25 protein-coding genes and 1 pseudogene are annotated in these 25408 nt (G+C 63.7%); 15 read left to right on the forward strand and 11 right to left on the reverse strand.

Going from position 1 to position 25408, the window contains the following annotated elements; translation table 11 throughout:
- Positions 1-132: 132 nt before the first annotated feature.
- Positions 133-843: a DNA helicase gene (locus tag FJW06_RS28265; protein ID WP_140756730.1), complete on the forward strand. Its 711-nt coding sequence runs from the start codon at positions 133-135 to the stop codon at positions 841-843.
- 47 nt (positions 844-890) lie between these two features.
- Positions 891-1448 carry a GNAT family N-acetyltransferase gene (locus tag FJW06_RS28270; protein ID WP_140756732.1) on the forward strand — a complete coding sequence of 186 codons (558 nt, stop codon included), beginning with the start codon at positions 891-893 and terminating at the stop codon, positions 1446-1448.
- Between the two features lie 109 nt (positions 1449-1557).
- Here FJW06_RS28270 and FJW06_RS28275 read toward each other — a convergent pair whose 3' ends face one another.
- Positions 1558-1944 carry a DUF983 domain-containing protein gene (locus tag FJW06_RS28275; protein ID WP_140756734.1) on the reverse strand — a complete coding sequence of 129 codons (387 nt, stop codon included), beginning with the start codon at positions 1942-1944 and terminating at the stop codon, positions 1558-1560.
- A gap of 186 nt (positions 1945-2130) precedes the next feature.
- Between FJW06_RS28275 and FJW06_RS28280 the strand changes: the two genes are divergently transcribed.
- On the forward strand, positions 2131-3435 hold the full coding sequence (locus FJW06_RS28280) for a PLP-dependent aminotransferase family protein (protein ID WP_246674905.1): 1305 nt from the start codon (positions 2131-2133) through the stop codon (positions 3433-3435).
- Positions 3436-3458: 23 nt separating this feature from the next.
- Here the strand turns inward: FJW06_RS28280 and FJW06_RS28285 are convergent, their stop codons facing one another.
- The 3 genes from FJW06_RS28285 to FJW06_RS28295 all read right to left on the reverse strand — a co-directional run bounded on the left by FJW06_RS28285 (position 3459) and on the right by FJW06_RS28295 (position 6859).
- Complete coding sequence (locus FJW06_RS28285) at positions 3459-4640, reverse strand: MFS transporter (protein ID WP_140756738.1); 1182 nt, start codon at positions 4638-4640, stop codon at positions 3459-3461.
- Positions 4641-4802: 162 nt separating this feature from the next.
- A complete protein-coding gene (locus FJW06_RS28290) occupies positions 4803-5012 on the reverse strand; it encodes a DUF2061 domain-containing protein (RefSeq protein WP_095766624.1) in 210 nt (69 codons plus the stop codon).
- Positions 5013-5194: 182 nt separating this feature from the next.
- On the reverse strand, positions 5195-6859 hold the full coding sequence (locus FJW06_RS28295; RefSeq protein ID WP_140756740.1) for a Na/Pi cotransporter family protein: 1665 nt from the start codon (positions 6857-6859) through the stop codon (positions 5195-5197).
- 361 nt (positions 6860-7220) lie between these two features.
- On the opposite strand from FJW06_RS28295, the gene FJW06_RS28300 reads away from it, so the two are divergent.
- The 6 genes and pseudogenes from FJW06_RS28300 to FJW06_RS28325 all read left to right on the forward strand — a co-directional run bounded on the left by FJW06_RS28300 (position 7221) and on the right by FJW06_RS28325 (position 13858).
- Positions 7221-7583: an RcnB family protein gene (locus FJW06_RS28300; RefSeq protein ID WP_140756742.1), complete on the forward strand. Its 363-nt coding sequence runs from the start codon at positions 7221-7223 to the stop codon at positions 7581-7583.
- 135 nt (positions 7584-7718) lie between these two features.
- A complete protein-coding gene (gene dnaG, locus FJW06_RS28305) occupies positions 7719-9662 on the forward strand; it encodes a DNA primase (RefSeq protein ID WP_140756744.1) in 1944 nt (647 codons plus the stop codon).
- A 424-nt stretch (positions 9663-10086) separates the two neighbouring features.
- Positions 10087-12117 carry an RNA polymerase sigma factor RpoD gene (gene rpoD / locus FJW06_RS28310; protein ID WP_140756746.1) on the forward strand — a complete coding sequence of 677 codons (2031 nt, stop codon included), beginning with the start codon at positions 10087-10089 and terminating at the stop codon, positions 12115-12117.
- Between the two features lie 201 nt (positions 12118-12318).
- Positions 12319-12612 (forward strand): GYD domain-containing protein, encoded by a 294-nt coding sequence (locus FJW06_RS28315; protein ID WP_140756748.1) that lies wholly within the window; start codon positions 12319-12321, stop codon positions 12610-12612.
- Positions 12613-12680: 68 nt separating this feature from the next.
- Positions 12681-13048, forward strand: a pseudogene (locus FJW06_RS28320) (DCC1-like thiol-disulfide oxidoreductase family protein).
- Between the two features lie 138 nt (positions 13049-13186).
- On the forward strand, positions 13187-13858 hold the full coding sequence (locus FJW06_RS28325) for a PadR family transcriptional regulator (RefSeq protein WP_140756750.1): 672 nt from the start codon (positions 13187-13189) through the stop codon (positions 13856-13858).
- Positions 13859-14037: 179 nt separating this feature from the next.
- Here the strand turns inward: FJW06_RS28325 and FJW06_RS28330 are convergent, their stop codons facing one another.
- A complete protein-coding gene (locus tag FJW06_RS28330; RefSeq protein ID WP_140756752.1) occupies positions 14038-14298 on the reverse strand; it encodes a YiaA/YiaB family inner membrane protein in 261 nt (86 codons plus the stop codon).
- Between the two features lie 57 nt (positions 14299-14355).
- Positions 14356-15036, reverse strand: coding sequence for a PspA/IM30 family protein (locus FJW06_RS28335; RefSeq protein ID WP_246674903.1), 681 nt, complete (start codon positions 15034-15036; stop codon positions 14356-14358).
- A gap of 172 nt (positions 15037-15208) precedes the next feature.
- Here FJW06_RS28335 and FJW06_RS28340 point away from each other — a divergent pair, with 172 nt between their 5' ends.
- Together FJW06_RS28340 and FJW06_RS28345 are read left to right on the forward strand one after the other, a co-directional pair.
- Positions 15209-15850 carry a TetR/AcrR family transcriptional regulator gene (locus tag FJW06_RS28340; protein ID WP_140756754.1) on the forward strand — a complete coding sequence of 214 codons (642 nt, stop codon included), beginning with the start codon at positions 15209-15211 and terminating at the stop codon, positions 15848-15850.
- Between the two features lie 51 nt (positions 15851-15901).
- Positions 15902-16195, forward strand: a complete 294-nt coding sequence (locus FJW06_RS28345; protein WP_140756756.1) for an HlyU family transcriptional regulator — start codon at positions 15902-15904, stop codon at positions 16193-16195.
- 33 nt (positions 16196-16228) lie between these two features.
- Here FJW06_RS28345 and FJW06_RS28350 read toward each other — a convergent pair whose 3' ends face one another.
- Genes FJW06_RS28350 through FJW06_RS28365 form a run of 4 tightly spaced genes read right to left on the reverse strand, consistent with a single transcriptional unit; the run spans position 16229 to position 20215 of the window.
- A complete protein-coding gene (locus FJW06_RS28350; protein ID WP_140756758.1) occupies positions 16229-17161 on the reverse strand; it encodes a 3-keto-5-aminohexanoate cleavage protein in 933 nt (310 codons plus the stop codon).
- 36 nt (positions 17162-17197) lie between these two features.
- The gene (locus tag FJW06_RS28355) at positions 17198-18031 is read right to left on the reverse strand and encodes a carbohydrate ABC transporter permease (protein ID WP_140756760.1); all 834 of its coding nucleotides are present in this window, start codon (positions 18029-18031) and stop codon (positions 17198-17200) included.
- Positions 18028-18963: a sugar ABC transporter permease gene (locus tag FJW06_RS28360; protein ID WP_140756762.1), complete on the reverse strand. Its 936-nt coding sequence runs from the start codon at positions 18961-18963 to the stop codon at positions 18028-18030. Before FJW06_RS28360 ends, FJW06_RS28355 begins: the two co-directional genes overlap by 4 nt.
- 1 nt (position 18964) lies before the next feature.
- The gene (locus FJW06_RS28365) at positions 18965-20215 is read right to left on the reverse strand and encodes an extracellular solute-binding protein (protein WP_140756764.1); all 1251 of its coding nucleotides are present in this window, start codon (positions 20213-20215) and stop codon (positions 18965-18967) included.
- 149 nt (positions 20216-20364) lie between these two features.
- Between FJW06_RS28365 and FJW06_RS28370 the strand changes: the two genes are divergently transcribed.
- The 3 genes from FJW06_RS28370 to FJW06_RS28380 all read left to right on the forward strand — a co-directional run bounded on the left by FJW06_RS28370 (position 20365) and on the right by FJW06_RS28380 (position 23658).
- Positions 20365-21288 carry a BadF/BadG/BcrA/BcrD ATPase family protein gene (locus tag FJW06_RS28370; RefSeq protein WP_140756766.1) on the forward strand — a complete coding sequence of 308 codons (924 nt, stop codon included), beginning with the start codon at positions 20365-20367 and terminating at the stop codon, positions 21286-21288.
- A 23-nt stretch (positions 21289-21311) separates the two neighbouring features.
- Complete coding sequence (locus tag FJW06_RS28375) at positions 21312-22331, forward strand: sugar isomerase (protein ID WP_140756768.1); 1020 nt, start codon at positions 21312-21314, stop codon at positions 22329-22331.
- A gap of 151 nt (positions 22332-22482) precedes the next feature.
- Positions 22483-23658 (forward strand): ROK family transcriptional regulator, encoded by a 1176-nt coding sequence (locus tag FJW06_RS28380; RefSeq protein ID WP_140756770.1) that lies wholly within the window; start codon positions 22483-22485, stop codon positions 23656-23658.
- 77 nt (positions 23659-23735) lie between these two features.
- Here the strand turns inward: FJW06_RS28380 and FJW06_RS28385 are convergent, their stop codons facing one another.
- Positions 23736-24374 carry an FMN-dependent NADH-azoreductase gene (locus tag FJW06_RS28385; protein WP_140756771.1) on the reverse strand — a complete coding sequence of 213 codons (639 nt, stop codon included), beginning with the start codon at positions 24372-24374 and terminating at the stop codon, positions 23736-23738.
- Between the two features lie 116 nt (positions 24375-24490).
- Between FJW06_RS28385 and FJW06_RS28390 the strand changes: the two genes are divergently transcribed.
- The coding region (locus FJW06_RS28390; RefSeq protein WP_140756773.1) for a LysR family transcriptional regulator at positions 24491-25408 on the forward strand (918 nt) is incomplete at its 3' end.

A 25408-nucleotide genomic window follows, 5' to 3' on the forward strand; every position in this document is an offset into this window, starting at 1 on the left:
TCCGGCGCGCCCACGCCTCCTCCCTCCACCGGGAAGCATGGTTCATGCAGGGCAGTCGATCACCCGACCAACTGTTCGAGCGCCAGGCATAAGGAGGGGTTGCCGAGACTGCTCGCGGCAGGAGGTTTTTCGATGCGGCTTTCCGCACCCGTCTATCATCTGAAACGCCAGGCGAGGCTGCTGTCTCGTCGGGAAAATGTTCCGCTCCACACAGCGCTCGACCGCGTTGCCGGTGGAGAAGGCTTCGCCAATTGGAGCCTGCTTGCGGCCAAGGTCGCCGAAGCCGCGTCCGACGACAGGCTGCTGGCCCGGCTGATACCCGGCGACATGGTCCTCGTGGCGGCAAGGCCTGGCCAGGGCAAGACGCTGATGAGCCTCGAGCTCGCCGTGGCGGCCATGGAGCAGGGCGGTCGCGCCGTATTCTTCACCCTGAAATACACGCATGCCGACATCCTGGGCCGGTTCAGGGACATCGGCGCCGCCCCTGCCGATTTCGACCACCTGTTCACCTTCGACAATTCCGACGCCATCAGCGCCGCCTACATTATCGAGGCATTGCGGTCGGCGCCGCGCGGCACGCTGGCGGTGATCGACTATCTGCAACTGCTCGACCAGAAGCGCGAGAATCCCGAGCTCATGGTCCAGATACGCGCGCTGAGATCGTTCGCCCGGGAACGCGGGCTGGTGCTGGTCTTCATCTCGCAGGTCGACAGGTCCTACGATGCCGCCCTGAAACCGTTCCCGGATATCGGCGATATCCGGCTGCCGAACCCACTCGACCTGTCGCTGTTCGACAAGGCCTGTTTCCTCAACAAGGGTGAAATCCAATTCCAGGCGACTTGAGGGCGATCCGCGTGGCGGCTATCTCGGTCTCGACAGGGAAGCGAACCATGATCGAGATCGTCAAACCCGCGCTCGAACATTTGCCGTCCTACAAGGCGGCGCTCGAGCGCGGGTGGTCGCCCGACAATGTGCGGCTGCTGGAAGCAACGCGCGAGCAGCTCGAGGCGATCGACTGGGATCCGGTAGCCTTTGTCGCCAGCCTCGACGATCCCGAGGCCAAGGGGCCGCCCATCACCTTGCCCGACGGCACGACCGTGCCGCGCCTGCCCGGCTTTCGGCGCTGGATCTGGGATGGCGAGGCGGTCGGCTCGATAGGGCTGCGCTGGCAAAAAGGCACATCGGCACTGCCGCCGCACGTGCTTGGCCATATCGGCTATGCGGTGGTGCCATGGAGGGAGGGGCGCGGCTACGCCACCGAAGCGTTGCGGCTGATGCTCGGCGAGGCGAGGGCAGTGGGCCTGGACCATGTCGAGATCACCACGGACCTCGACAATCTTGCATCCCAGAAGGTGATCCTCGCCAATGGCGGCATGCTTGTCGGGCGCTTCGCCAAGGTCCCCGCCTATGGTGGCGCGGAAAGCCTCAAATATCGGATCGATCTTTAAAGCAGGTCGCGTGAAGAAGGATTCATGCGACCTGCTTTTGAATTTCTTGATTTTAAGCATGTCTTTGTCCCGAAACCGGGCCACATGCTAGATCGAAGCGGTTCGGCGGTCACTCGCCAGGCTTGGCCAGCCTGCCTTCTTCCGCCTTGTGGTAGAACTGGCTTGCCACGAGCCAGCCTTTGAGCGGCCTGAGCGGCGGGATGCAGGTCGCGAGGACGATCGGGATCGAAACGAAAGCGTGGAACCACATTGAGGGCTCGAAGGTCACCTGCGCCCAGACGGCGAACAGCACAGAAGGCACGCAAGCAAAGCAGATGACGAAGAAGGCCGGCCCGTCGGCGGGGTCGGCGAAGGAATAGTCGAGCCCACAGACATCGCATTTCGGCGCCAGCTTCAGGAATCCGTCGAACAGGTGGCCCTCACCGCAACGCGGACAGCGGCCCCGAATTCCCACCTGCCAAGGCACCAGACGTGGATAATGCGCAAGGTCTTCCATGATCGTCGCTCCGATGGATATCGCGTAAGACCGAGCCGGCCTTGAGATCGCGGATACATACATATATCATAATTGTATGCATACAATGCGGCAAAATGTATGGATCGGCGACAGGTGATCGGCGAAAGTGACACCAACTGGCTCCCGGTTCTTGAGCCAGGGCCGCGGCCGGTCTATTTGAAAATCGTGGACGCGCTGGCGGATGCCCGCTCGAACGGCCGGTTGCAGCCTGGCGACAGGTTGCCGCCGCAGCGGGAACTCGCTCGGCTGCTCGGGGTAGATCTCACGACAGTCACGCGGGCGTTTTCCGAAGCCCGACGCAGGAACCTGATCGACGCGACGGCGGGCCGCGGCACCTTCGTCACGCCCGGCGAACCGGAGGAGCCCATCCTCGATCTCAGCATGAACATTCCGCCGGCACCGGCCGGCCTCAACCTGCCAGCTTTGATCAGGACGGGTGTCGAAGGGCTGCTCAGGCGCTCCAGCGCGGAAGCGCTGCTTTCCTATCATCCGGGCCCAGGCTCGCCCGCGGAGCGCGCCGCCGGCTCGTCATGGCTCGCCGTAGCAGGAGACAGGCTGCCGGCCGACAGGGTCGTTGTCGGTTCGGGCGCGCAGGCGCTGCTCACGGCCGTCGTGCTGGCGGAGACCCGGGAGGGCGATACGATCCTTTCCGATGCGCTGACCTATCCCGGGCTGATCGCGCTAGCCGCAGCCACGCGGCGCAAGCTCGCCGCTGTTGCAAACGACGATGAAGGCATGCGGCCGGACGATCTCGAGCAGGCGGCGCGACGGCACGGCGCCCACTTTGTCTACCTCAATCCGACGCTGCAAAATCCGACCGCATCTGTCATGCCCGAAGGCAGGCGGCGAGAACTCGCCCACATAGCCGCGAAGCTCGAGCTGGCCGTCGTCGAGGACGATCCCTACAGCAGGTTGCTTGCAGCGCCGCCGCCGGCTTTTCTGACCCTGGCGCCGGAACGGACTTTCCATGTTGCGACGTCGGCGAAATGCATCTCGCCCTTCCTGCGCACGGCCTTCCTGGCGGCACCTGACCAGCGCGCCGCGGAACGGATCGCGGCAGCAATCCGCGGCACCACCATGATGGCGCCGCCGCTGATGACGGGCCTTGCCTGCGAGTGGCTGCGCAGCGGCCTTGCCGGCGAGATCACCGACGCCGTGCGCAGCGAAGCGCTGGCGAGGCAAGAAATTGCCCGCACCATCCTGCCGAAGGGTTTTGCGGCAACGCATGCGGGCCTGCACCTCTGGTATCCGCTGACGAGCGAATTGCGCTCAGTCGAACTCGCCGACATTGCCCGCCGTCGAGGGTTGGCAATCAGCCCCGCGGAAGAGTTCGCCATAGGGACGGACTTCGCCAATGGCTTCCGCCTGGCGCTGGGCGCTACCCCCAACCGCGAACGGTTGAAGGAAGGCCTTCAGAGCCTGGTTGCCATCCTTGCGGGAGCGCCGGACTCCTCGCGACCTAAGGTCTGAGGCTGAAAGCTTGGCGCGGCCCGTTACTCGGCTGCCGCAGGCAGCGGCGGCGTCGCGCGGCTGCGCCATTCCCAGGTTTGCGAAGCCACAGCCACAACCACCGCCACCAGCATGGCCAGGGCGCCGGCGAGCGGCAGGCTGCGATAGCCGTAGCCGGCACTGAGCATCGCCGCGCCCAGCGACGCGGCGAGCGCAATGCCGACGTTGAAGCCGGAGGGGATCAGCGAGGAAGCGAGGTTGGAGGCATCGGCCGTCCAGGCGAGGATGCGCGTCTGGATCGGCGCGCCGATGGCGAAGTTGAGACCGCCCCAGATGACGATTGCCGCGATCATCGGCACCGGGTAGGGGCTGACAAGATGGACGACGCCGAGCGCCGCAGCCTGCAGGGCGAGCATGACGATCAGCGAGGGCATCAGCTTCCAGTCGGCGAGCTTGCCGCCGACCAGGACGCCGATCGTGGCGCCGACGCCGTTGAGCAAAAGCACCCACGGGATCAGGCTCTCGTCGAGGCCGGTCACTTCGAGCAGCATCGGGGTGATGTAGGTGAACAGCGTAAACTGGCCGATCATCAGCATCAGCATCAGGATCAGCGAGGTCCAGACCTGTTGGCGGCCAAGCACGCGAACTTCGCGTGCCAGCCCGGCGGGCCGGTTGGCGGCGCCTGCCGTGCGCGGCAGCAACGCCAGCATGGCGACGATCGCGACCAGGCCTAGCGCGCCCATCACCCAGAAGGTAGCCCGCCAGCCCCACAGGCTGCCGATCGCGGTGCCGGCGGGCACGCCGATGACGTTGGAAACCGTCAACCCCGAGAGAATGACCGCGACCGCCCGGCCGCGCTGGTCCTCGCGCACCAAGCTGACAGCAACCACCATGGCGACGCCGAAATAGCAGCCATGCGCCACGGCGGTCGCAATACGCAGCAGAAGCATCGAGGTGAAATCGGGCGCCAGTGCGCAGGCCACCTGGCCAAGGGTAAAGGCGATCGTAAGGCTGATGAGCAGCGTCTTTCGCGAGACCTTGCTGGTGGTGAGCGCCAGCAGAGGGCCACCGATGGCAATGCCACAGGCATAGCCGGAAACGAGATAGCCGGCGGTCGGCACCGAAACGCCGAGGCCCTGCGCCACCTCCGGCAGCACGCCGGCGATGACGAATTCGGTGGTGCCGAAGGCGAAGGCGGCGAGGAAAAGGGCAATCAGCGGCAGCATGGTTCAAAACATATGCGACGAATGCATGGCCTCAAACCACGCTCGGGCGGGCGCGGCAATGCAGAAATTGGCGATGGCGCTTTAGCTTTTCTTGACTGGACCGATCGAAGCCGGCCTGTCGAGTTTCGTCCGAAAGCCGCTTCACACTTTTCGGCATCATGCCTAGGCGGCCGTTTTGCGCCCGTACGGGATCTTCAGCCAGGCGCGCTCATGCAGATAGTAAAGCAGCGACTTGGTGACGACTTCGGTCAGTCCAATGGTGGCTGCGAGCTTGATGCTGCCGGTGACGACGAGCGATATGATCATCGTGTCGATCGTGCCGGTGGCGCGCCACGAAAGCGCCTTGGCGAAGCTGCGCGAATGCGTGTCCATTGACCGATCGTCCTCCCAACAGGTCCTCAGGCGATTCTTAGCCGACGGAAGCGAGGATGAGCAAAGACTTAATTTTTTCGGTAGGTCCCGATCGCGGCTGACCGTCTCAGAAAATCGGCCAACCGCCTTTGTTTTTGGGCAATTCCGGACGGAAAACCGCTTCGCACTTTTCCTGGAATGACTTAGCTCGCCTTCAACCGCGAGGCGCCGAGCAGGCCGCGCTCCTCGAGCACTGGATAGGCGATCGAGGCAAGCAGCGAGTTGATCTGCTTCAGGTCGCGGATGGTGTCGAGGTGGATCGAGCTCGTCTCGACGCTCTTGGCGGTGCCTTCGCGCAGGCGCAGGAAATGGCTGGCGCTGGTTTCCTTCTCGCGCTCGCGCAGCAGGTCCTTCTCCAAAACCAATTGCCTTGCGGTTTCCGGATCGCGCGAGACCAGCACGTTGAAGGCAAGCCGCGCGTTGGCCAGCACCGAGGAGTGGAAGGCGCAAAGCTCCTGCCAGCCTTCCGGCGTGAATTCCAGGCCGCGCTCCAGCTTCTTCCTGACATGCACCAGCATGTTGCGAACGATGATGTCGCCGACCTGCTCCAGCTTGACGCAGGCGCCGATCAGTTCCTGGCACCGCAACGCCTCGTCCTCGGTGAGCGGATTCCTGGTGACCTTGGCGAGGTAAAGCTTGATCGCGGCATGCTTCCTGTCGACGCGGTCGTCGAGCGCGGCAAGCGCCTTGATCTTGGCGGGATCGGCATCCTCGTAGAGCTCGATGATGCGCTTCAGCATGATCTCGACCGTCTCGCAGACCCGCACCACCTCGCGCGTGGCGTTGGCCAGCGCCTGGCTCGGCGTGTCGAGGGCGCTCTCGTTCAGCGCCGACAGTTCGACAACCTCGAGCGTGGCGGCGGGTTGAGGCTTGCTGCCCAGCGCCACGATCTTTTCGGAAGCGCGGTAGACGAGGCCGGCCAGCGGCAGGCCGGCCAGCAGGATCAGCACGTTGAACAGGATGTGGGCGTTGACAATCTGATCGGGCGCGCTTCTGCCGAGGAAGGCGACATCCGGCTTGAAGGTCATGATCAGGACCAGCATGATCAGCGAGCCGAGGCCGCGCATCAAAAGGTTGCCTATCGGCACGATGCGCACCTCGGGCGGCGCCGACCGCGTCAGCATCGGCGCAATGAGCGACGAGCCAAGGTTGACGCCGAGCACCAGGACGACGCCCAGTTCCGGCGTGATCAGCCCGCGGCCCGCCAGCGTCGCCATCAAGAGCACCGCGGCGATGCTCGATTGGAACAGCCAGGTGACCAGCGCGGCCAACAGGTAAGTGGTGATGGAGTCGCCCGAGAAATAATTGATGATCAGCGGCATCAACTGGCTGTTGCGCAGCGGCTCCGACGCCTGGCCTATCATCTCCAGCGACAGAATCAGCAGGCCGACGCCGATCAGAATGCGGCCCATCTGCCGCCAGTCGCGCCGCTCGGTGGCCATGAACATGACCGTGCCGGCGATCAGGCAGAGCGGCACCAGAAGCGTGAGGTCGAAGGTGAGCAGCTTGGCCACCAGGGCCGAGCCGATCTCGGCGCCGCGCACTGCCAATTGCCCGGCAGCGCCCGAAACGATGCCGGCGCCGGCGAAGGAGCCGACCAGCAGCGTCACCGCGGTCGAGCTCTGCAGCGCGACCGCAAGGCCACAGCCGGCCAGTACCGCCATGATCGGATTGCGCATGGTGGCGCGCAGCCTGTGGCGAAGCACGTCGCCATAGGCGCGCTCGACCCCCGTCTTCACCATGCGGGTGGCGAACAGCATCAGCGCCACCGCGCCGGCAAGGTGCAGGAGGACGACGGAGCCGCTCACAGCCGACCTCGCGAGGTGGCTCCAGCGATGTGGAGAGGGGTGCGATTCTTAGCCATTCCAACGCGTCGAGATATACCAATTAAGATTAGCCGAGTAATAGATTTTTCTGATGCGATGATCGTCTCGGCTCGACGGCGCATGTCGGAAATGAATGGAGGAAGCATTGGTTGCATGCGCCTGGCGGGTGCGCTTCGCCTCATAGTGGCCGATGCCGGGCGGGTGACCGAGGACGATCCGAGGCGTTGTTGAAGCAGCTTGCGCAAGCATCGGAAACCATTACAGAATTGTAATTCTAACGTTCAGTTTCGGTTCATTCATTGGCGGTTACTCATGCGTCCATCGACAACAAGGAGTACCGACCATGAAGCGTCTCATACTTTGCGCCGTCACCGCCTCGATGCTGGCCGCCTCGGCCCTCTCCGGCCAGGCCGCGCCGTTTGCCCAGCCGAACACGCCGCAGTCGAATTACACCCAGGTCGACTGGCAGAAGCCCGGCAGGCATGTCGACAAGCGGGTCGTGAAGAAGAAGGTGGTCGTGAAGCGCAGCCATTGGCGCAACGGTCAGCGCTACTCCGACTGGAGGCGCCACCAGCCGATCCGCGACTGGAACCGCTACGGCCTGCGCCGCCCCGGCCCCGGCCAGGAGTGGATCCGCGTCGGCAACGACTATGTGCTGGTCAGCATCCTTTCCGGCATCATCTTCGGCGCGATCGCCGCGCACTAATCCACGACAATCCGCAAATTCGGAAGGCGGCCACCGGCCGCCTTCTCTTCCTCTGTGAAAAGCGGGTACGATCGGTCAGCCAGAGTCGCCGCGACCGGGCGACTTGATTATATGGAGGCAAACGAGCTTCACCCGATGCGCTTTCCGCCCGCCTTCCTCGACGAGATACGCGACCGCGTGCCGATTTCTCAGGTCATCGGCCAGCGCGTCGCATGGGACAGGAAGAAGACCAACACGTCGCGCGGCGATTATTGGGCCTGCTGCCCGTTCCATGGCGAGAAGAGCCCATCCTTTCATTGCGAGGACAAGAAGGGCCGATACCACTGCTTCGGCTGTTCGGTTTCGGGCGATCACTTCAAGTTCCTCACCGAGCTCGACGGCATGAGTTTTCCCGAGGCGGTCGAGAAGATCGCCGAGATGGCCGGCGTGCCGATGCCAGTGCGCGATGAACGGGAAGAACGGCGCGAGAAGGAACGCGCCAGCCTGACCGACGTGATGGAGATGGCGACCGCCTTTTTCCAAGAGCGGCTGCAGAGCGCCGACGGTGCCAAAGCCCGCGCCTATCTGCGCGACCGCGGGCTGACGCCGGCGACACAGCAATCCTTCCGGCTGGGCTATGCGCCCGACAGCCGCAACGCGCTCAAGGAACATCTTGCCGCCAAGGGCGTGCCGAAGGCCGATATCGAGGCCTGCGGGCTGGTGCGGCATGGCGACGACATTCCGGTCTCCTATGACTGGTTCCGCGACCGCATCATGTTCCCGATCCCGGATTCGCGCGGCAAGATCATCGCCTTCGGCGGACGGGCGCTGGCGCCCGACGCCTTGGCCAAATACATGAACTCGCCGGAGACCGAGCTCTTCCACAAGGGCAACGTGCTCTACAATTTCGCCCGCGCCCGCAAAGCCCTGGCAAAAGGCGGCACGGTGATCGCAGTTGAAGGCTATATGGACGTGATCGCGCTGGCGCAGGCCGGCTTCGAAAACGCCGTGGCGCCGCTCGGCACCGCGCTCACCGAAAACCAACTCGAACTGTTGTGGCGCATGGCGCCGGAGCCGGTGCTGTGCTTCGACGGCGACAAAGCCGGTTTGAAAGCGGCATGGCGCGCGGCCGACCTTGCGCTGCCAGCGGTCCAACCCGGGCGCTCGGCACGCTTCGCGATATTGCCGGAAGGCAAGGATCCCGACGATCTGGTCAAAGCCGAGGGGCCGGAGGCATTCCGCGCCGTGCTTGCCGACGCGCGACCGCTGGTCGATCTGTTGTGGATGCGCGAGACGGCGGGCGGCGTCTTCGACACGCCGGAGCGGCGGGCGGAGCTCGGGAAGACGCTGCGCGAGCTGACCAGCCGCATTCGTGACGAAAGCACGCGCTATCACTACCAGCAGGAAATGCGCGAGCGCGAACAGAGCTTCTTCGGTTCGAAGCGCGGCCTGCGGCAGGGTCGCCAGGATGGCGGCCGGCCGGGCGAGCGCGGTCAAGGCAAACCGGCACCCGGTGGACAGTTCGCCAAGGGCGGAAGTGGCCGCATCGCCATCACCGAAAGCCTTGGCCAGTCGGCGCTGGTCAAGCGCGGCGGCGAGGGGATGTCGGTGCGCGAGGCGACGATCATCGTGGCCCTGGTCAACCATCCGGCGCTGATCGACGAGAATTTCGCCCATGTCGAATTCCTCGACCTCGTCAATTCGGATTTGCGCAAGCTGCACGCGGCCATTCTCGACGCCATGGCGCATGATGCGGCCGACGAGCGCGGCGCGGTCATCGCCACCATCGAGCGCGCCGGCTGCGGCGGCATCTGGGAGCGGGCGGTGGAGCTGATCAAGCGGGCGCGGCAATGGCCGGCGCTCGAAACCGCGGCGCTCGATGATGCCCGCGACGCCTTCAACCAGGCGATGCACTTGCAGCGCAGCGCCCGCACATTACATAGAGAGCTGAAACAGGCGCAGGCGGCGCTCGATGCAGACCCTTCGGACGAAAACTTCCGACATCTCGTCGAGATTCAAGCGCAATTCAACGATGTGCAGGCAACCGAAGCGCTGATCGAAGGATTCGGCGTTTCGTCGGGCAGGGTTGGCCGCGTTTAGGGCCCAACGCCACCCATTGAAGTGAAGTGGAAATGCGCAGCGCGTCGAATCGACGCCTCTAAGTCGGGTAATTGATTCGCTTTTTTCATGCGAATCATGCCAGAGGCGCTTGACCTTCTGGCAGATTGGCGGAATCAGGACGATTCGAAACGTTAACCGTGCCCCGGCGTCGGCGGGAAATTGAGCGATGTGAGGTACTGGTGATGGCTGGACAGGCAAAGTGCCTGCCCCAGATATCAGGGTTAATCTGGACTTAATGCATGTCGCCCAAAAGTGGAGACCCGGTTTTGGGCAACGACATGCACCAAAAAAAGATGATGCGGTTGGTGGGCCGGTAAGAAGCGTTCTGGTGCGAGCGCGTCCGGCATGACCGGTCCGGCAGTTTACGCGGCTTCAATATACGGCCGCTTGGAGACGACAAAGAATGGCGACAAAGGAAAAGGAAGAGGTCGAGACCGAACGTGAAGGCGCCACCGATGGCCCTCTGCTCGACCTTTCCGACGATGCTGTCAAGAAGATGATCAAGGCCGCGAAGAAACGCGGCTATGTCACGCTCGACGAACTCAATGCGGTGCTGCCCTCGGAAGAGACCGATCCGGACCGCATCGAAGACATCAATGCGATGCTCAACGACATGGGCATCAACGTCGTCGAGGACGACGAGCAGGGTGAAGAGAGCGAAGGCGAAGCGGCGACCGACAGCGAGGAAGACGCCAACGAGCTTGCCGAGCAGACCGGCACCGCCGTCGCCGCCACGACCACCAAGAAAGAGCCGACCGACCGCACCGACGACCCGGTGCGCATGTATCTGCGCGAGATGGGCTCGGTCGAGCTTCTGTCGCGCGAGGGCGAAATCGCCATCGCCAAGCGCATCGAGGCCGGCCGCGAGACCATGATTGCCGGTCTCTGCGAAAGCCCGCTGACCTTCCAGGCCATCATCATCTGGCGCGACGAGCTCAACGAATCGAAGATCCTGCTGCGCGAGATCATTGACCTCGAGGCGACCTATGCCGGCCCCGAGGCCAAGCAGGCGCCAGTGGTCGAACGCGTCGAGGAAGCGCCGTCCAAGCCCGAAGAGAAGCCGCGCGGCCGCGCGGCGGCACGCGAGGAAGAAGACGACATCACCAATGTCGGCGGTGACACGCGCGGGCTGGAAGAAGAGGAAGACGACGAGGACGAGGCAAGCCTGTCGCTCGCCGCGATGGAAGCGGAACTGCGTCCGCAGGTGATGGAGACGCTCGACGTCATCGCTGACACCTACAAGAAGCTCCGCAAGCTGCAGGACCAGCAGGTCGAGAACCGCCTGGCCGCGGCCGGCACGCTCTCGCCCAGCCAGGACCGCCGCCTGAAGGAGCTGAAGGACCAGCTGATCAAGGCGGTGAAGTCGCTGTCGCTCAACGCAGCGCGCATCGAGGCGCTGGTCGAGCAGCTCTACGACATCAACAAGCGCCTGGTGCAGAACGAGGGCAAGCTTCTGCGGCTGGCCGAAAGCTATGGCGTGCGCCGCGAGGAATTCCTCAAGGAGTATCAGGGCTCCGAGCTCGATCCGAACTGGACCCGCTCGATCGCGAATCTCACCTCGCGCGGCTGGAAGGAATTCACCAAGAACGAGAAGGACACGATCAAGGAGCTGCGCGCCGAGATCCAGAACCTCGCCACCGAAACGGCGATCTCGATCCTGGAGTTCCGCAAGATCGTCAACCAGGTGCAGAAGGGCGAGCGCGAGGCCGCAATCGCCAAGAAGGAGATGGTCGAGGCGAACCTGCGTCTCGTCATCTCCATCGCCAAGAAATACACCAATCGCGGCCTGCAGTTCCTGGATCTCATCCAGGAAGGCAATATCGGCCTGATGAAAGCGGTCGACAAATTCGAATACCGCCGCGGCTACAAGTTCTCGACCTATGCGACCTGGTGGATCCGGCAGGCCATCACCCGCTCGATCGCCGACCAGGCGCGCACCATCCGCATTCCGGTGCACATGATCGAGACGATCAACAAGATCGTACGCACCTCGCGCCAGATGCTGCACGAGATCGGCCGTGAGCCGACGCCGGAGGAACTGGCCGAGAAACTCGCCATGCCGCTGGAAAAGGTGCGCAAGGTCTTGAAGATCGCCAAGGAGCCGATCTCGCTCGAAACGCCTGTCGGCGACGAGGAGGATTCGCATCTCGGCGACTTCATCGAGGACAAGATGGCGATCCTGCCGATCGACGCGGCGATCCAGGCCAATCTGCGCGAGACGACGACGCGCGTGCTGGCTTCGCTCACGCCGCGCGAGGAACGCGTTCTCAGAATGCGTTTCGGCATTGGCATGAACACCGACCACACGCTGGAAGAGGTCGGCCAGCAGTTCTCGGTGACGCGCGAACGCATCCGCCAGATCGAAGCCAAGGCGCTGCGCAAGCTCAAGCATCCGAGCCGGTCGCGCAAGCTGAGAAGCTTCCTCGACAGCTGAGCGGAACGCAATCATACGAAGATCGAAAGGGCGCCTCGGCGCCCTTTTTCGTTCCCGGTTACTCTCATGCCGTCTTGCCGGGTTTGCCTGACAGGACGATAATTCCACGGTCGGATGCATTTGTGGGCGACAAGCCGGATGCCCGGCCCGGCACCGGTCGTAACGGCGCCGCGCTCCGTGGCTCCCGGTGGGAGGTGTGCCATGACAACCTACATCGTGCTTATCAACTGGACCGAGCTGGGCGCCAGGAATGTGCGGGACTCGCCGAAGCGACTCGATGCCGCCAAGAAGCTGCTGGGAGAGATGGGCGGCTCGTTCAAGTCATTCTATCTGACCATGGGCGAATGCGACATGGTCGCCATCGTCGAAGCCCCGGACGATGCGGTGCTCGCCCGCTTCGCGCTGATGTTATCGTCGGGCGGCCACGTCAAGACACGGACGATGAAGGCGTTCCCGGAATTCGCCTATCGCGAGATCATCAGCTCGCTCGGGTGAGACGCAAGCCGAAGCGTCACATTGCAGCGTCGTGTCCAGTCGCCGATAGTCGTTCTGTGTCCGAGCCTTTGCTGACCGTCTGGTACAACACCCGCTGCCCAGTGTGCGACGCCGGCATCAGCCGCCAGAGGCGGCGGCTGATCGAGGCGGTCAAGGCTGGCCGCATCGAATTCCGCGACATCAATTTCGAACCCGAGGCGCTCTCGGTCTTCGGCGCTTCGCTCGAGGATATCCGCCGGCGCCTGCATGCCACCGATGCCGACGGCCGGCTGCTGGTCGGCGCCGACGTGGCGATCGCGGTCTGGCGGCTCACGCCGGGCGAGGAGTGGCTGGCGAGCCTGTTCGGTAACCCATCGCGCTGCCCCTGACGCGCTTTGGCTATGACCGTTTCGCGGACCTTCTCTATGCCTGGAACCGGCGCAAGGGCCGCTGGTAGGCCGCAACTCGACCTCCCAAATGACAGCGATATGCCAAGGCCTTTGCGTGTTTTGCGATACATCGTAAGATATCTTGACCTGCCGAGAGGTTTAGCTTACTTACGATATATCGTAAGATATAGCTCAAGGAGCAATCCATGCATAAACACGACCATTTCGGGCACAATCATTTCGGCGGGCGCATGTTCATGCGCATGGCCGGCAAATTTGGTGGCAGGGGGGGCGGCGGCTTCGGCCCGTTCGGCCATGGCGGCAGGGGCGGCGGCCGCGGTGGCCCGGGCGACATGTTCCGCGCCGGGCGCATGCTGGCTGATGGCGATCTCAAGCTGATCACGCTGTCGCTTCTGGCCGACGCGCCGCGCCACGGCTACGATATTATCAAGGCGCTGGAAGAGCGCACCAGCGGCATCTACAGCCCGAGCCCCGGCGTGGTCTATCCGACGCTGACTTTCCTGGAAGAGGCCGGCTACGCCGTGTCGTCCAGCGAGGGCAACAAGAAGGTGTTTTCGATCACCGAGGCCGGCAGGGCGCATCTCGAGGAGAACCGCGAGATGATCGACAGCGTGCTCGACCATCTCGAGCGCTTCGGCCGCAAGATGGCGGCGGCGCGTGAATGGTTCGGCTGGGGCGACGACAGGGACGAGGGGCGCCGCGGCCGGTCGGAAACGCGCGACCGCTTTCGCGCGCTGCGCCACCGCCTGCGCGCTGCGCTTGGCGACATCGCCGACGCGCCGGAAGACAAGCAGGCCGAGGCGATCAGCATCCTGGAAGACGCCGCCGAGGCGATCGAGGCGCTGTCGCGCCGCTAGTTCGTTTCACCGTTTCATGGAAACGGCGAAACGCCCTATCTCTTTGTTTTTACGCAATTCCGGGCGGAAAACCGCTCACACTTTTCCTGGAATTGCTCTAAGCCATTTCACAGGGAAAGCCAAAAGCCCGGAGCGATCCGGGCTTTTCGCATGCAGTCGGTGATCGGCAAGGGCGGGGACTATTCCTTCCCGACATATTCGCTGATCAGTTTCTCATTGCGAGCCTTCTCGATCTTGGCGGTGGTCTCGGCCGCGATCCGCTCGTCGGTGCGGTACTTGACCAGGTTCACCAGGCTGCCGGTGAGCAGGAGGACGCCCATGGCCCAGTAGCCCTTGGTCGAGAGGTCGACCGGGGCCAGCCACAGCGACAGGCCGAGCATGAAATAGGCGGTGCCTACCGACACGGTGTTGAACAGGATATAGGTCTGATTGCCGTTCATCGTATTGTTCCTTGGATTTGGTCTGTTTCGGATTTGATCTGATTTCGGAAAGCGGGTTCAGTTCAGGGATTTGAGGCGCGCCAGGACGTCCTCGGCGCGCACCTTGGTGGCCGGTCCGTGGCCCGCTTCGGCAAGGCGTTCGCGGATCGCCTCGTGGCGCAATTCGCCTTCGATCTCGTCGAGGATGCCGGCTTCCTCGAAAGGGTCGCTGCTCTCCCTGATGCGGGCGAGCAGTTCCTCCGCTTCATTGATGCTCGCGGTGCGGCCGATCGAGCGGTTGAGGCGCGACTGCGCCTTGCGTTCGGCATCGATCGCCTGAGCCGAGATCATACCCTGGTTGAGGCCGACGATGCGGCGATGCGCCTGCTCGACCGAGAGGCGCATCCGCAAGGTCTTCTCGCCCAGGCTCTTGACCGTGGCGCGTCGAACCTCGCGCTCGTTCTCGAGTTCGGCGATCGCCGAAGCGCCGCCTTCGGCAAGCGCCTGGTTGTTGGCCGAGAGCGCGCTCAGCGTACGGGTTTCCAGGTCGGCGATGCGGCGGTCGAACTGGTCGAGGCTGGTCTGCTCGGCACGCTGGCGCACGATCAGCGAGGCGAGCGTCTGCTTCGCGGCGGCGAGGCTCGCCTCCGCATCACGGATACGCTGCGCCAGAAGGTCGATAGCAAAGCGATCCTTCAGATTGTCCTCGGCCCGGGCGCTGGCGCCATCCAGCAATGTTTTGATCAGGCTAAGCATCATGTCTTCTCCCTGTTGGTGTGAACGATGTTCACGGAGTCAAGATAACAGAAAATGAACAATGTTCAAGGCGTATCTTGAACGCTGTTCATGGGACGTCGGACATGGTAAATGCAGGCAAATGGAATGAGTCCGGATCGGCCGACCGGATCCGGAGAAAGGAACAGGAAAGAGCATGGCTCTGGACAAGGAAGAAATGAGCGAGAAGGTGCTCGCTATCGCCGAGGCGCTGCTCAACGAGGGCGGGGCCGAGAACCTGAAAGCGCGCACCATCGCCGAGCAAGCCGGCATTTCGGTCGGATCGGTCTACAACCTGTTCGCCGATCTCGACGAGGTGCATCGCGCCGTCAACATGCGGCTGCTCGACCGGCTGGGCGCCACAGGCCTGGCGGCGATGGCCGATCTCGAAAGGCAAGGGGTGACCGATGTCCAGCACCGCATCCTGGCGATGGCCGCCGCCTATGTGCGTTTCGTCGAGGCCCATCCCGGCAGCTGGCCGGCGGTGCTCGCCTTCAACCGCCGCCGCACCACGCGGCCCGGCCCGGACGCCTATGACGCGCTGCTCGACGCGCTTTTCGACATCGTCGCCGGCGTGCTCAAGGCGGGCGACTTCGGCCTCGACGACAAGCGCCGCGCGCTTGCGGCCCGCACCTTGTGGTCAAGCGTGCATGGCATCGTGACCAGCGGCTATGTGGCCAATTCGGACAGCCGGCAGGCCGAGGAAATCTGGCATCAGATCGAGCTTCTGGTCGGCGTTTTCGTCAAGGGGCTGGAACACGGCGGCGCATTCGCGCATGCTGAGACAAAGTCGGAATAAACAGGGGCGCCGTGAAGCTTCCGGCGCCCGCGTGAAATGGAGTTTTGAAAGATGTCTTTTCTGAAAAAGCTTTTCGGCGGCGGCGGTGCCGAGGCTACGGAGACCGGCTCCGCCCAGCCGGCCAAGCAGGTCGAGCACAAGGGCTTCCTGATCAGCGCGACGCCCTACAAGGCCGACGGCCAGTACCAGACCTGCGGCGTCGTCTCCAAGGAAGTCGAAGGCGTGATGAAGGAGCACCGCTTCATCCGCGCCGACCGTTTCGCCGGGCTGGACGACGCCGTCGACATCTCGATCAAGAAGGGCATCCAGCTCGTCGACGAGCAGGGCGAGAAGATATTCGGTTAGCTGTCGCGGCGGCTCTTTGCTCTGCCGTGCCGCTCAGAACGCGACCTTGTCGCCGCCCTTGAGCTGCAGGATCTGCCGCGCTTCGTCGGGCGTGGCGATCGATGCGCCGAGGCCTTCGATGATCTGGCGGACCTTGGTCACCTGTTCGGCGCTGGAGCGGGCGAGCTTGCCCTTGCCGATCCATAGCGAGTCCTCCAGGCCAACCCGCACATTGCCGCCCAGCGCAATCGCTTGCGTGGCGATCGGCAATTGATGGCGGCCGGCGCCGAGCACCGACCAATGATAGTCGTCGCCGAACAGGCGGTCGGCCGTGCGCTTCATGTGCGCGACGTCCTCTGGATGCGTGCCGATGCCACCGAGAATGCCGAACACGCTCTGGACGAAGAAGGGCGCCTTGACCAGGCCGCGCTCGACGAAATGCGCCAGCGTGTAGAGATGGCCGATGTCGTAGCATTCGATCTCGAAGCGCGTGCCGTTGTCGGCGCAGGTGCGCAAAATGTGCTCGATGTCGCCAAAAGTGTTGCGGAAGATGCGGTCGCGCGAGGATTCCAGATAGGGCCGCTCCCAGTCATGCTCGAAGGTCTTGAAGCGCTCCAACATCGGGAACAGCGCGAAATTCATCGAGCCCATGTTGAGCGACGCGACTTCCGGCGCGAACACCTTGGCCGGCCTGACGCGTTCCTCAACGCTCATCGTCGCCGCACCTCCGGTGGTGATGTTGACCACGCAGTTGGAGCGCTGCTTGATGACCTGCAGGAACGGGGCGAATGCCTCGGTCGACTGATCGGGGCGCCCATCGACCGGGTTGCGGGCGTGAAGATGGACGATCGCGGCACCCGCTTCGGCCGCCTCGATAGCGGCAGTGGCGATTTCTTCCGCCGTCACCGGCAGATGCGGCGACATCGATGGCGTATGGATCGAGCCCGTTACCGCGCAGGTGATGATGATCTTGTTCTGGTTCGCCACTTATGATCCTCGATCTCTTCGTTGTTTCGACCGCGCCTATTTGACCGCGCCTTGCGTGATGCCGGAAATGAACTGCTTCGACAGCACGATGTAGAGCAGCGTAATCGGCAGCGCCGCCAGTGTCAGCCCGGTGAACAGCACCCCCCAGTCGGTGGTGAATTCGCCAACGAACACGGTCAGCCCTTGCGGCAGTGTCTTCAAATTGTCGGAGGTGATCAGCACCAGTGGAAAGAAAAAGTCGTTCCAGATCGGCACCGCGTTCTGGATCGCCACGATCACCAGCGCCGGCCGCGCCAACGGCAGCATGATCGACCACATGATGCGAAGCTCGCTGGCGCCGTCCATGCGGGCGGACTCCTCCAGCTCGCGCGGCAAGGTGCGCAGGAAGCCGGTCATGATGAAGACGGCCGAGGGAATGCCCATCGCCACATAGACCAGCACCAGCCCGAGATAGCTGTCGACGAGGCCGAGCGTGTCGAGCTGGATGAACAGGGGAATAATCGCGAGCTTCAGCGGCACCGTCATGCCGCTCAGGAAGAACATCAGGACCAGCGAGCTCAGCCGGAACTGGTAGCGGGCGATGGCGTAGCCGGCGAGCGTACTGAACAGCAGGATCAGCGCCACCGAGGCGACGGTGATGCCGACCGAGTTCGCCAGATAGCGGACGAAATTGGTCTCGGTCCACACCTTCTCAAGATTGGCGGTGGAGAAATGCGTCGGCAGCGAAAGCGGTGAGGAAAAAATCTCGGCGTTTGTCTTGAACGACGAGGCCACCATGACGAACAACGGATAGATCATGATGACTGCATTGACCGCCAGCAAGAGCTGGATGGCGCCGTTCCTGAAGGTCTCGCCGCGATCCCTCATCATTGCTCGATTTCGCGGCGGCGCAGATAGCGCAGGGCGATGGCCGTGACGCCGGCGACGAAGACGAACATCAGCACCGCCAGCGCGCTGCCCTGGCCGAAATCCTGGATGCCGGTGGTCGTGCTGCCGAAGGCCGTTCGGTAGAAATAGAGGCCAAGCACGTCGGTCGAGCCGCCGGGCGAGCCGGTCAGGCCAGCCATGACGTAAGGGATCTCGAACCAGTTGAAGCTGCCGATGAAGGTCAGGATGGTGACGATGGTGACGCTGGGCGCAATCAACGGCCAGACGATCTTCGTCATCAGCGCGTAGTCGCCGGCGCCGTCGAGGCGGGCAGCTTCCAGCACGTCCTTGCTGATGCGCTGCATGCCGGCAAGCAGCACCAGCGTCGGGAAGCCCAGCCAGTGCCAGACGTTGGCGAAGAGAATGCTGCCGAGAGCGGTGTTTTCGTTGCCAAGCCACGGAATAGCGCCGATCCCGACCAGGCCAAGCAGCTGGTTCACCAGCCCGAACAGCGGATGCAGGAACAGCCTCCACAGAAAGCCGACGATCACCGCCGACAGCACCACCGGCAGGAAGACGATGACCTGATGGATGCGGTGTCCCGGCAGCGCCTTGAGCAGCGCGAAGGCGATCAGGAAGGCAGTGCCGTTCTCGAACAGCATCAGCGCCAGGAAGGCGATGACATTGTGCTTCAGCGCGTTGTAGGTCCAGTCGCTGTACGGCTTTTCGAACAGCACCTGGCGGAAGTTTTCAAGTCCAATGAAACCCGAAGGCCGCAAGCCATTGAAATCATAGAAGGCGAAGCGGAAGGCCGACAGGACCGGCCACAGCACGAACAGCACCATGACCACCAGGGCCGGCGTCAGCAACGCGGAAATCCAGAGCGACCGGCGCCACACAAAAGGTCTTCCGGCATGGCGCCAGCCGTCTGTCATCTCACTTGCCCTGGAACGGCTTGTACCATTTGGCGAGGCCGTCAGTGAGGTCGGCGGCGAGCTGGTCCGGCGTGATAGATCCGGACATCATCTTGGTGATGTCGCCCTGCAGCAGTTCCGATCCCGTCGGCTTCTCGAAGCGGAAATAGACGACATTGATATGTGGCATGGCCGTGTCGTTCAACTTGGCGACATGCGAGAGCAGCTCGTCCTTGATGACGACGCCCTTGATCGGCGAGATGTTGCCGAGCAGCGCGGAGAACTTGTCGCCGAATTCCTTGGTGCCCATCCAGTTGACCAGCTTGAGCGCGGCTTCCTTGTTGGCCGACTTGGAATTGACGGCGTAGCCGCCATCGAAGAATTTCGTGGCTTGCGGCGTGTCGCCGGGCTTCGCCATCGGCGGAGCGACAAAGTCCATGTTGATGGCGGGGTTCTGCGAACGGTAGGTGGCAATGTCGAAGCTGCCGCCGGCAAGCATCGCCGCCTTGCCGCTGAGGAACAGCTGGCCGGCCGTGTCGTAGTCGATGCCTTCGAAGCCGTCGGGCATGTAGGGGCGCAGTTCGAGCAGCTTGCTGAGGGCCGCGACATAGCGCGGATCCTTGAAGGTGGTCTTCCCGCTGGTCAGGTCGCTGACGAAGTCCTGGCCGAGGAACGGGTTGGTGAAGATTGCCACGAACATCTCGTTGAACCAGCTGGTGCCCATGCCGTTTGCAAGCGGATAGATGCCCTTTTCCTTCAGAGCCTTACTGACGGTGACGAACTCGTCCCAGGTGATCGGCGGCGTCAGGCCGGCGTTGGCGAAGACGTCCTTGTTGATGAACAGGCCAAGCGTCTGGGAGGCGAAGGGCAGCGAATAAACTTTCTTGTCGGCGCGGTAGGTGCCGGACACCAGCGCATCCGCCGGCTGGTTGGCGAGCGACGGCACGGCCGCCATGTCGAGCGGCTCGAAATAGCCGGCCTTCACGAACTGCTCGAGCCAGCCATAGGCGTGGGTGTGGATGACGTCGCCGCCCTTGCCGCCGGCCAAGGCCGTGGAGACGATGGTCGGGTAATTCTCGTCGGGGAAGGACTCGAACTTCACATGGATGTCCGGATTGGCCTTGGTGAAGTCGGCGAAGAGCTCGTTGTAGGCGGCCTTGTCTTCCTGGCGCCAGGTCCAGAACGAGATGTCGGTGGCACGCGCCACGCTTGATGCGAATCCCCACGCGAAAGAGGCGGACGCGAGGGCCAGGCCGATCCTTCTCCTGCTCATCTTGCTGATCTCCCATTGCGCGCTTGATGCGCTTCGACGGGATTAATCAAACCATAGTTCTTGCCGTCTGAAAAGATAGTTTGTAAAGTTTCCTAACTAACGCGTTCGCGGCACAATGCGAAGCTTTGGCGGCGCGTTTGGCGAAGGGAATGTTCGTGGATCAGAACCTGCTGGCGGGCGTGGACATAGGCGGCACCAAGACACGCATCATGGGGCGTCGGGGCGATATCGTGTTGTTCGACAAGGCGGTCATCACCGACGAATGGCGCATCCGCCAAATGGAGGCCGATGCGATGAAGCTCGCGGTCATCGTCATGGATCTGTGCGGCGGGTCGGCGCCAGTCGCGATGGCTGTCGGCGCGCATGGCTGCGACACCGACGAGGAATGCCGGCGGTTCCAGGCGCTGCTGTCGGCCAATCTGAAGGCGAGCGTGCAGGTGGTCAACGACGCCGAACTGATGGTGCCCGCCGCCGGCTATGATGACGGCATCGGCGTAGTGGCTGGAACCGGTTCGATCGCCGTCGCGCGCACGGCTGAGGGGAAGATGCTCGCCGCCGGCGGCTGGGGCTGGATCCTGGGCGACGAGGGAAGCGCCGCGGCGCTGGTGCGCGAAGCCGCCAAGGCGATCCGCCGCACGCTTGATCGTGGCCAGGAGGGCGATCCGCTGATTGCCATGCTGATGCGTGAGATCGGAACCGACGACCAGACCAAGCTTGGCATATTGCTCAACGAGACGAGGGGTGCCGCAGCTTGGGGCCGCTACGCCAACGCCGTCTTCGATGCGGCAACTGCCGGCTCGCCGCTAGCTTCGCGTGTCATCAAGGAAGGCGGGGAGGGACTTGCCGCGCTCGTCCAATTGCTGATCGAGCGCGGCGCCAATGCCTCGCTTGTCGTTGCCGGCGGCGGTGTCATTGCCGAGCAGCCGATGCTGATGACAGCTTTCGTCGAAGCCATGGCGTCAGTTTCGCCGGCAACCCGCGTGGTCCTGCTGCGCCAGCCGCCGGTAATCGGCGCGATAGCGCTGGCCGCGCGCCTTGTCGCGGGCGAGGCTCAGTCCCACGGCCGCGCATAATGACTGTTGATGGAGTATCGAAGATGAAGCGTATCGGTTACCGCTCCGCGGTGTCACGCCAGGCTGAAAGCCTGGAGGTCGGCAGGCAGGCCGTGGCGCGGGCGCTCAACACTTTGGACTTGTCGGGTTTCGGCGGCGGCACGATCGGCTTTGCCGGCATCGGCGCCAGCTACCAGGCGGCGCTTGCCGGAGCATGTTATCTGCGACAGTTCGGCCGGCGGGGTTTCGCCTTCCTGCCGACCGAGCTCTATGGCCGAACGAATGCGTCGGCCGATGCCTTTGTCGCGCTGTCAGCCTCCGGCCAGAGCCGTGAAATCGCCGACGTGATGCTGGAGGCGAAAGCCTATCCGCGCCTTGCTATCTGTCGGGGCGCCGACAATCCCTTAGCGGGCATAACCGGTGCTGTGATCGCCATGGACTCGGGCGCCGACAATGGCGCCAGTTCAACCGGCTATACGGGAACGCTGCTCGCGCTCGGCATGCTGGTCGACAAGGTTGCCGGCGGAGCATTCGACTGGGCGCAACTGCCGCGGGCCGTCGAGCGCCTGCTGGCCGATGGCTGGCAAGGCGCTGGGTCAGCGGCAAGAATGCTGGCCGGTCGCGCTTCCATTGACATTGTCGGCGCCGGCATCGGTTTTGCCAATGCGGGTGAGGCCGCGATGCTGATCCGCGAAGCGGTCCGGGTTCCCGCCTCCGGCTGGGACACGCTGAACTATCTGCATGGCCCCATGGAATCGCAGGACGCGGCCACCGGCCTGATCGCCTTCGGTGAGGATCGCGAGGTCAAGATCGCGCAGGACGTCGCCGGCTTCGGCTGCCCCTCGGTGCTGATCACGCGACGGGCCGACATCGCCGCCACGGGGAAGCTCGCCGTGATCGTGATTCCGGCGTTGGGCAATGCGATCGCGGACGGTATCCTGGAGATCATCGGGCTGCAGATGATTGTCGGTGACATGCAGGACGCGGCCGGCCTCACCGACATTACCTTCCGCTACCGGCAGACCGACACGAAGCTGAAGCCCTGGTCGCCGACAGCGCTTTAGTTTCCCTCGGCTGCCAGACTTGTTCTCAGTAGGTGCATTCGCGCAATCCGCCGAAACGCATCACAATGGCAATTGTCGCGGTTGATTCGTGATATGCGATCCGCCGCGCCCGGTCGAGCGCCGAGAGGGTGAAAGCGGAACAACGTCGCAGATGACTCCATCCGAAATCCCCAGCCTGACGGAAAGCGCCCGTGCCGTATTGCGCCTGCTGGCTTCGCAGGGGCCGGTGACCCGACCCAAGCTCGGCTCGATGCTGGAACTGTCCAAGCCGACCATGTCGGCTGCGGTTTCCGAGCTCAGCGCGCTGGGACTCGTCGCGTCGCGCGGGACGGAACGCGGCGCCATCGGGCGGACCGCCACCATCTATGGCATCGGCCCCGGCGCCGGCTATGTGATCGGCATCGACGTCGGCGCCGCGCAGGTGCGCGCGGTTGCTTACTCGATGGATGCCCAGCCCCTAGCGACGGTGGAAGAGATCATTCCGGACGGGGCGACCACTGACGGGATCGGTGCGGTCATTCTTGCGGTAGCCAGATCGGTCGCGGCGAAGGTCGGCAAGACCTTCCGGATCCTGCGCAGCATCGCGGTGGCGGTACCGCGCATCGTCTCGCACAGTCGCCTTGGCAATGGCCAAGGCAACAGTCCGGACGCGGTGCTTCACACGCTTCGCCGCAAGATCGATGTGCCGATCGTCCTAGAGAACAACGTCAACTGCGCGGCGATCGGCGAAATGCATTTCGGCGCCGCGCAGGGCCACGAGACCTTTGCTTTCCTGCAGGTCGGCGTCCGTGTCGGCTTGGGTCTGATCAATGAAGGCCGGCTTTATCGCGGCGCCGGGGGCGCAGCCGGCGAAGTCGGCCGCATGCCTTTTCCTTGGTCGGCCAGCGAAGTGCCTTGTCGCGAGGGACTGGAGCACTATCTCGGCTCGCGGGCGCTTGTCGAGCGCAGCCGGCAGGCCTGGCCAACGGAAGAAGGCGAGCCGCCAAATTCAGCCAAGGAGTTGTTCGCGCTGGCGCTGGCAGGGTCGCGCCCGGCTACCGAGGCGGTCTCGCGGCATGCCGCCGATATCGGCAGGCTCGCGGCCGGCTGCATCGGCCTGCTCGATCCGGGCCTGATCGTGCTTGGCGGCGGCGTTGGGCGCAACACGCTGATGACGGCCGAGGTCGAGCGGGTGGCCGGTGAACTCGCCTGGCCGACGCCGATTGCGGTCAGCACGCTGGAAGATGTCGGCACCGCGCTTGGCGCCATGAAGCTGGCGCTGGATTACAGTCTTGGGCTGATCCTGCGCGAGGACCGTCACCCGGCCGTGGTGCTGCCGCCGCTGTAAGGCGGCCCCTCCAAAGCGAATGCAAAAAGAGGCAGGCGCTGGCGGGCGCCTGCCTCTTTCATTCCTGCCAACGGCAATCAGGCTGCGATGGCAACCTGGCCAGCCGTGGCGGCAGCGATCGCGTCGACCTTGGCGGTGGCCTTGGCGAGCGCGGCGGCGACCGCATCGGCACCCATGCCGACACCCTCGACGCGGATGACTTCGACATCGGTCATGCCGAGGAAGCCGAGCACGCTGCGCAGATAGGGAACCGCATGGTCCATATGCACCGCGGCCCCCTCCGAATAGATGCCGCCGGAAGCGAGCACGATATAGACCCTCTTGCCGCTGACGAGGCCCTTCGGACCGTTCTCGCCGTAAGCAAAGGTCTTGCCCGAGCGGGCGACGTGGTCGACCCAGGACTTCAACGTCGAGGAGATGTTGAAGTTGATGAAGCCGGTGGCGAGGATCACGGTGTCGGCGGCGAAAAGCTCGTCGAGCACGGCGTCTGAAACGCCGACCACCTCGGCCTGGCGCGGCGTGCGGGCTTCGGCCGGCGTGTAGATGCCGGTGGCGTAATCAGGGTCGATATGCGGCAGCGGGTTGGCGACGAGATCGCGCACGACCAGCGTGTTCGACGGATCGGCGGCGACGAGCTTCCGGGCAAGATCGGTGGCCACACGGGTCGAGTGCGAAGCGGCGCCGCGCGGGCTGGAGGTAACGAGAAGAATAGACATGGCGGTGTCCCCTTGGGGTTGGAGTGAAACTTTCCACGCCAATATGGGATTGCCGCTCCATCAGGATAACTGGTATAATATGTGTACAATCCATCAATAAAATAGATGATACGGGCATGCAGCCGAACCCGACATTGGATCAGCTCCAAATCCTGGTGGCGGTGGCCGATACCGGCAGCTTCTCGGCAGCGGGGCGCAAGCTCAACCGGGCGCAGTCGGTGGTGAGCTACGGCATCGCCAATCTCGAAGCGCAGCTTGGCCTGAAGCTGTTCGAGCGCGTAGGCGTGCGCGAGCCGCAGCTGACCGATGTCGGCAGGGCGATGCTGGAGGACGCGCGGCGCATGATCGGCGTGCTGCAGCGTATCCGTTCGCGCGCCGACGGCTATCGGCAAGGACTGGAAGCGGAGGTGGCAATATCGGTCGACGTGGCGCTGCCTTCGCCGGCGCTGGTGCGGGTGCTGAAGGCCTTCGAGGCGCAGTTCCCGGCGGTCATGCTGCGGCTTTACATCGGCTCGCTCGGCCTGATCGTCGACCAGGTCGTCAACGGCCAGTCGGATCTCGGCTTCGGCGGGCTGATAGGCGACGCCGACGTCACTCTGCTGCGCATCGGCTTCACCTCGATGGTGCCGGCGGCGGCGCCGGACCACCCCTTGGCCAAACTGCCGAAGCCGGTTGCTGTCGAGAACCTGCGCGAGCACATCCAGCTCGTCGTCTCCGACCAGTCGGAGCGGACGAGTGGGCGCGACTATGGCGTGTTTGCCTATCGGACCTGGCGGTTGACGGATGTGCGCACCAAGCATGCCCTGATGCGCGAAGGTCTCGGCTGGGGCGGGCTGCCGCGCTGGCTGATCGCCGACGACCTCGCCAGCGGCAGGCTGGTGGAGCTCGATCTGGAGCCGTATCGCGAGGTGCGCTCGCCGCTCTATGCCATGCATCGCGCCGACCGCAGCCCCAAGCCGGCCGCGTCCTGGCTGATCGACGAATTCAAGCGTCAGCTTGGCTGCTTCAACGAGATGGAGCCGGGCGTGTGGATC

Origin of the sequence: Mesorhizobium sp. B4-1-3, assembly GCF_006439355.1 — a bacterium.
GTDB lineage: Bacteria > Pseudomonadota > Alphaproteobacteria > Rhizobiales > Rhizobiaceae > Mesorhizobium.